4 protein-coding genes are annotated in these 6,964 nt (G+C 77.0%); 1 reads left to right on the forward strand and 3 read right to left on the reverse strand.

Translation table 11 applies throughout. The features are described from left to right. Positions 1-252: 252 nt before the first annotated feature. The gene (locus NH342_RS21080) at positions 253-3,030 is read left to right on the forward strand and encodes an N-acetylmuramoyl-L-alanine amidase (protein WP_253018004.1); all 2,778 of its coding nucleotides are present in this window, start codon (positions 253-255) and stop codon (positions 3,028-3,030) included. Positions 3,031-3,040: 10 nt separating this feature from the next. On the opposite strand, the gene NH342_RS21085 is transcribed toward NH342_RS21080, so the two are convergent. From NH342_RS21085 to NH342_RS21095, 3 genes are all read right to left on the reverse strand, one after another. Then, positions 3,041-4,714, reverse strand: a complete 1,674-nt coding sequence (locus NH342_RS21085) for a hypothetical protein (RefSeq protein ID WP_253018006.1) — start codon at positions 4,712-4,714, stop codon at positions 3,041-3,043. 30 nt (positions 4,715-4,744) lie between these two features. After that, positions 4,745-6,124: a methyltransferase domain-containing protein gene (locus NH342_RS24395; RefSeq protein ID WP_253018008.1), complete on the reverse strand. Its 1,380-nt coding sequence runs from the start codon at positions 6,122-6,124 to the stop codon at positions 4,745-4,747. Further along, on the reverse strand, positions 6,121-6,964 hold an 844-nt coding region (locus tag NH342_RS21095), incomplete at its 5' end, for a hypothetical protein (protein WP_253018010.1). The genes NH342_RS21095 and NH342_RS24395, both read right to left, overlap by 4 nt.

Raw genomic sequence — 6,964 nt, forward strand, 5'->3', positions numbered from 1 at the left:
GGGTCGCGGCCCGGGCGCCCGGCCCGTGGGTCGAGCCGCGCCGGGAGCGGGCGCGGGGCGTCCACGTCGTCCACGGGTGCTCCCTCGGTGTCGTCGGCGCCCGTGGGTGACGGGCAGGGTCGCCCGGCAACGATACGTGCCCGGCGCCTCGACCGACCGCAGCCGACGGCTCAAGGGCCCCCCGCAACCTGTCGATGGTGGAGGGGTGGGGGCGGTGCCCGCCCCGGAACCGAACCCCCCGGAGGAGATCCAGTGCGCCGTCTCGTCGGAGGCCTGCTCGCCTTCACCGCCTTCAGCGGCACCTTCCTCGTGCTCCCCGTCTACGCGGCCCCCGCCCCGGAGGCCGTCCCGGTCGAGACCTCCTCCGCCGAGGTCGAGATGGGCTCGGTGGCGGCACCGGCCGCCGAGGCGGACGTCGTCGCGGGCACGAGCGACCCGGTGCCCGGGGTGCCGCAGGACACCCCCGTGCTGACGGTCCAGCAGACCTCGACCGACCCGTTCTCCCTCGTGGGTGTCACCTGGGCCCCCGATCCGGGCGTCACCGACACCGTCGTCCGGATCAGGGTGCAGGACAGCGAGGGCGTCTGGGGCGGGTGGACCCAGGTGGGCGTGGAGGACGCGGACACCGACGGCGGCACCGACGGCGGGGGCGACCTGCGCGGCGGGACCGCGCCGCTGTGGACCGGCCCGAGCACGGGGGTCGAGGCCGAGCTGGTCACCCGGTCCGGCGCGCGGCCGACCGACGTGGTGCTGGACCTGGTCGACCCCGGCTCCAGCCCGGCCGACGACTCCCTGACCGCACCCGCGGCGCAGGCGACCGCGCACGCCGCGAGCGCGATGCCGGCCGTCTACTCCCGCGCCCAGTGGGGGGCCGACGAGTCGATCCGGACCTGGGACCCCGAGTACGCCTCCACCATCCGGGCCGCGACGCTGCACCACACGGCCGACACCAACGACTACACCGCCGACCAGGTCCCCGCGATGCTGAGGTCGATCTACCGCTACCACGCGGTCAGCCGCGGCTGGGGCGACATCGGCTACAACGTGCTCGTCGACAAGTACGGCCGGCTGTGGGAGGGCCGCTACGGGGGTCTGGCCAGCACCGTCGTCGGCGCCCACGCGGGCGGCTTCAACAGCGGCACCTTCGGCGTCTCGATGCTCGGCAACTACGACACCGCCCCCACGACCCCGGCCATGGTCGAGGCGGTCGCGCAGATCATCGCGTGGAAGTTCGAGCTCTACGGCGTGGACCCGCGGGGGACGACGACGCTGACGTCGGGGGGCGGCGGGACCTCCCGCTACGCTGCCGGCGTCCGGGTGACCCTGCCGACGATCTTCGGCCACCGCGACGTGGGCAGCACGTCCTGCCCCGGGCAGTACGGCTACGCGCAGCTCGGTCCGATCCGTTCCCGCGTGGCCGCGTTGGTGGACGCGGCGTCGGTGCCGACCATCGCCTCGCGGTACGCGGGGGACGCCGCGCTGCGCGCCTCGCTGGGGTCGGCCGTCGGCGGCCTGGTCACCGAGTCCGGGGTCACCTGGCAGGCCTACCAGCGCGGGCGGATGTTCAGCTCGCCGGCCGCGGGCGTGCACGTGCTGTGGGGCGCGATCCTCGACCGCTACCTGGCCGCAGGCGGGCCGGCGGCCCTCGGGGCACCGACCACGGACGAGACGCTGGCGCCGGACGGGGTCGGGCACTACAACCACTTCGACCGGGGCGGGTCGGTCTACTGGACGCCCGCGACGGGTGCGCAGGTGGTCTGGGGTGCCCTGCGCCAGGCCTGGGCCGAACGGCGGTGGGAGGCGGGGGTGCTGGGCTACCCGCTGGCCGGCGAGGTCTACCGGTCGGGCGGCATCACCCAGGAGTTCCAGGGCGGCACCCTGGTGTGGTCGGCGGCCGGCGGGGTGCACGCGGTGACCGCACCGGTGCGGGACCGCTGGCTGCTGCTGGGGGGCGCCGACGGGCCCTTCCTGCCCTCGACCGACGTGCTGACCGCACCCGACGGCGTCGGCCGGTACGTGCACTCGACCTCCGGCGCGTCGCTGTACTGGTCGCCGTCGACCGGTGCGCAGCTCGTGTGGGGCGGGGTCCGCGAGGCATGGGCCCGCAACCGCTGGGAGGCGGGCGCGCTCGGCTACCCGACCGCGGGGGAGACCGTGGCGGGTGGTGCGGTGCTGCAGCGGTTCCAGAACGGGGTCGTCGTGTGGACCCCGGAGCACGGCGGTCACCCGGTGACGGGGGCGGTGCTGCAGCTGTGGCAGGCCCGCGGTGCGGAGGCCTCCGCCCTGCGGCCGACCGCTGACCCGGTGTCGGCGGCGGACGGGTCCGTGGTGCAGCTGTTCACCGGGGGCGCGCTGGCCTGGTCACCGGCCGGTGGTGGCCACGCGGTCGTGGGCGGCAACCTCGACCGCTGGGTGGTCAGCGGCGGCGCGTCCGGCCCGCTCGGGCTGCCGGTCTCCGACGAGGCCTACGCCGGCGGCGCCTCGGTCCAGGAGTTCCGCGGCGGCACCGTCGTGTGGTCCCCCGGGGGTGGCTCCCAGGAGTTGCACGGCACGATCCGCGAGGCCTGGCTGGCCGCCGGGGGCGTGGCCGCCGGGTTGTTCCCGACGAGCAGCGAGACGCCAGCGGCCGACGGCGTCGGCCGGTACAACACCTTCAACGGTGGACGGGCGGTCTTCTGGTCCCCGTCGACCGGGGCGCACCTGCTGCTGGGCGGGATCCTCGACCGCTGGTGGGGCATGGGCGGGCCGTCGAGCCCGCTGGGCTACCCGACGTCCACCGAGTACGCGCTCCCGGGCAACCGGGGCACCGGCGTGGACTTCCAGGGCGGGGCGGTCTACTGGTCCCCGTCGACCGGGGCGCACGAGGTGCAGGGCAGCATCGGCGTGGCCTACCAGCGCGGCGGCGGGGTGTCCGGGCCGCTCGGGTTGCCGGTGTCGGGTGAGTACGACGTGCCCGGCGGCCGGCGCTCGGACTTCCAGCGGGGGAGCCTTACCTGGGTCCGGAGCACCGGCGCGGTCGTGCAGCGCTGAGCCGGCGGGCTCAGCCGCGCGCCCCGACCAGCACGTCGACCGGACCGAGCTCGGAGGGGACCGTGCCGACGGCCTGCAGCGGGACGTCCAGGGTCGGCGCCGGCTGGCCCGAGGCGACCACCACGACGACCGCGTCGGCGTCGGCCGGGTCGCCCACGCGGTCCGCGCCGAACAGGTCGGCCGAGTCCGCGGAGACCTGGATGGTCCAGCCCCCGGCGGCCAGCTCCCCGGCCACGCCGGTGGCGACCGGCCACAGCTCGTGAGTGGCGATCTCCACGTGCACGGTGCGTCCGTCGCCGTCCAGGGGCACCCGGCCGGCGAGGTCGGCGAGCACGCCGTGCACACCACCGGAGTCGGGCAGCCCCGGGACCGCGCGCACCAGCGACCAGCCGGCGCCGGCCACCGAGCCGGCCACCAGGAGGACCGTCGCCGCGGCCGCGACCCCGGCCAGGACCGTCCGGCGGTGCGGCTCACCGGCGGAGCGGGTGCGGACGAGTGCGTCCTCGGCCAGGACGACGGCCGACAGCACCGTCGCCGCGGGCAGCACCGCCACCCACACCACGAGGTACCAGTACACCTGACCGGTCACCGTGTGCACCGACGCGACCCCGGCGACCAGGGCCGCGCCGACCGCGACCGCCGACCACCCGGCCTCGGCGGACCGGACGCGCCGGGCGAGGCCGAGCAGGACGAGGACGGCGAGGACCTGCAGCACCAGGCCGCCGACGAGCGCCGGCGAGCGGTAGGACAGGTCCATCTCCAGCGGTCCGGTGCCCCAGCCGAAGGGCGCCATCCCCAGGACCCGTCCAACGGCGTCCAGCGACTGCCCCCAGGTGGGCGAAGTGCCCCCGCCCTCGCTGCTGGTGAAGAAGTCCGCCAGCTGGGCGAGGTTCCCGGTACCGGCCGCCGCGGTCAGCTGCTGCACGACCGGGGGCACCCACATCGCCACGAGGACGACGGCCGCGACCACGAGGCCGGCCCGCCCCGCGCGGTCGGCCACGGCGCGCCGCCGCCGGCCGGACAGGGTGGCGGCCACGGCCACCAGCCCGACCAGCCCGACCAGGGGCACGGTGCCGACGTGGGTCTGCACCAGGAAGCTGCCGACCACGGCCACCCAGACCAGCGTGCTCCACCGCCCGCGCGCGGCGCGGCCGGCGAGGGCGAGCAGCAGGACGGTGGACAGCAGCAGCGCGAAGGGGTTCCACACGTCGACGAAGAACGAGGCCGGCAGCCGGATGACCAGGACGGCGAGCACCGCCGCCGTCAGCGGCGCGCGCAGCAGCGAGCCCCGGCGGTGCACGACGAGCACGACGCCCGCGGCGAGGGCGGCGTGCACCGACAGGCTGGCCGCCACCAGGGCCGCGTCGTCCCGGCCCAGGCCCTCCCAGCCGGGCACCATCGCGTAGAACCACGACGGGCCGGGGTGCGCCCAGCCGTAGCGGGAGTAGGGCCCGAGGAACTGCGCGGCGCGCGAGGCCTCGTCGACGGCCAGCCCGATCAGCGCCTGGTCGCCGGCGAACTGCAGGTCGCCGCGGCCGGTGAGGACGCGGACCGCGGCGGCCACGAAGGGGAGGACGGCCGCCAGCACCGACAGGCCCAGCACCGCCCCCCCGCGCCGCCGGGGCGCCGGGACGGCGTCGGCGGGGCCGGCGTCGGGTTGCCTGACCTGCTCGGTGGCGGTCATCGGTCCTCCTGCGCGGCTGTCGTGGTGGGGTCAGGGCGTCCGGGCGACCACCGCGTAGTCCTGGGGCCCGAACAGGACCGTGTTCAGCTGCTCGAAGGCGGCGTTGACGTGGTCGGCGACCTGCCGCACGCCCGGCGCCTCCTCGTCCCCGGCGACCGGCACGGGTCGCAGGTGGTAGCCCTCGGCGGGCGAGAAGAAGCGTAGCCGCACGTCGCGGAAGCCTGCGTTCTCGCAGAGGAAGCTGAGCAGGCTGGGGTGCAGGGGGCGAACGTGGGTCGGGTCGAGCAGGTAGGAGTTGCCCAGCACGATCAGCGACGCCGGGTTCGGCGTCTCGCTGATGAACACCCCACCGGGCCGGAGCTTGGTGACCGCGAGCTCGAGCAGCTCGATCAGGTCGTCGAGCTCGAGGTGCTCGAGCACGTGGGTGGTGATGATCGAGCCCAGCGAGTGGTCCGCAGCCGCCCGCAGCCACGGCCCGGCGAGGTCCTCGTGCACCTCGATGCCGCGGGCCCGCGCCTCCGAGGCCATGCCCGGGTCGGGCTCGATGCCGATCACGTGCGCACCGCGCTCGGCGAGCCGGCCCAGCAGCTCCCCGCGGCCGCAGCCGATGTCCACGACGGGTTGGTGGTCCAGCAGCTCGTCGCCGTAGCGGTCGACCAGGGTGTCCAGGATGGCGTCGGGGTCGCCGCGGAAGCGGCGCTCGAAGCCGACGTAGTCGAACAGGGTGGAGCTCAGCTGCGCGGGCGTCTCGGCGGCCGGTCGCGGCGGCGCCGTGTCGGGGACCGCGGCGGCGGTCGGTGCCTGACCGGCCGCCGGCAGGGCACCGGGCAGCGACAGGTTGCGCATCCGGCGCTCGAGGGCGTGCACGGCCTCCCGCAGCTCCGCGAACCGGGCGCCCGCCCCCTCGATGCCGGTGCCCGGTGCGAACGCCATGCCCAGCTCCTCGAGGCGGTGCTGCAGGTGGCGCACCTCGGCCTTGAGCAGCTCGCTGTTCACGCGGTCGACGCGGGCGCTCTCCGAGCGCTCCCGCTGGGACTGCAGGTCGAAGGCGCCGCGGCCGGCCAGGTGGCGGACCTCGGCGACGGCCGGGTCGCCGTCGACGGCGTCCCGGACCATGAGCGCCAGCCGGTCGCGGAGGGCGGCGGTGCCGCGCTGGTAGACCGGGCCGAGGTAGCGCCGCGCCGAGGACCGCCCGGCGCGCCGGACCCGTCCGGCCACCGGCGCGAGGACGCGGCGGGCGGTGTCCCCCAGGTCGCGACGGGGCTCCGCCGCCGCACCCGCCGACGGGGCGGCGCCGCCGGCCGACCGCACCTCGGGCGAGGGCTCGGGCGAGGGCTCGGGGGACGGGTCGGGGGCGGCGTCGACGAGGGCGCGCACGGCCTCGTCGCCGGTCGGGTCCGGACTGCTCACTGGTCCTCCTCGTCCGGCCGCCACCCGAAGGTGGTCGCACCGGGTAGTGCAGCGGTGAACTCCTGGGCACGCGCCCTGATGTGGGCGCCCGCGGGTGCGCCCAGCGCGTCGAGTGCGTCGACCAGCGCCGCGGCCGCCGGTCCTGCGGGGGCTGCCACGTCGAAGCCGAGCGCGGTCGCGAGGTGGGCCGCCGCTGCGTCCGGGCGGCGGTCGGCGACGGCGCGGACCGCCGCGCGGGCGAGGAGGGCCCCGGTCGCCTCGTCCTCGACCAGCCGCTGCAGGGCCGGGACGACGTCCTGACCGGTGGCGACCAGCACGTGCTCGTCCGCGCGCACCGAGAGGGCCGCGGCCGTCGCGGGGTCGGTGACCACGGGGCAGCCCCAGCGCACCGCGTCGAGCACGGCCGGCCCGGTGACCACGGCGGCCGCGGCGAGGGCGTAGAGGGTGTCCAGGGAACCCTCCGGCGCGGCCCGCTCCGCGCGCTGGGCCGGCGAGGGGCCCCAGCGGGCCACGTCGTCGGTCACCGACACGACCAGACCGTCGGGCAGGCCGCGCAGGCCGCGCCACCGGCGACGGGTGAACGGCAGCACCACCCGCCGGTGCGGGTGCGGGCGGGTGTCGGGGGCGAGCAGCACCGGTGCGGCGGTGCCGCTCGGGAGACCGGCGGTCGGCAGCTCGACGACGGGGACCACGTGCGCGCGGGTGGCGGGGACGTCGGGGAGCCCGTCCCCCCGGCCGAGCCAGACGGCGCAGCGGGGCGGCGGCCGGCGGGGGAGGGTGGCGGCCACGTAGAGGTGGGCAGTGCCGGGGTCGGGGCGGACGCCCTCCTCGCCGGCCACC

Source organism: Klenkia sp. PcliD-1-E (assembly GCF_024124375.1).
GTDB lineage: Bacteria > Actinomycetota > Actinomycetes > Mycobacteriales > Geodermatophilaceae > Klenkia.

Bases quoted from the DNA above. Each gene is read 5' to 3' on its own strand.
- NH342_RS21085 (WP_253018006.1), bottom strand. From the start codon at position 4,714: ATGACCGCCACCGAGCAGGTCAGGCAACCCGACGCCGGCCCCGCCGAC.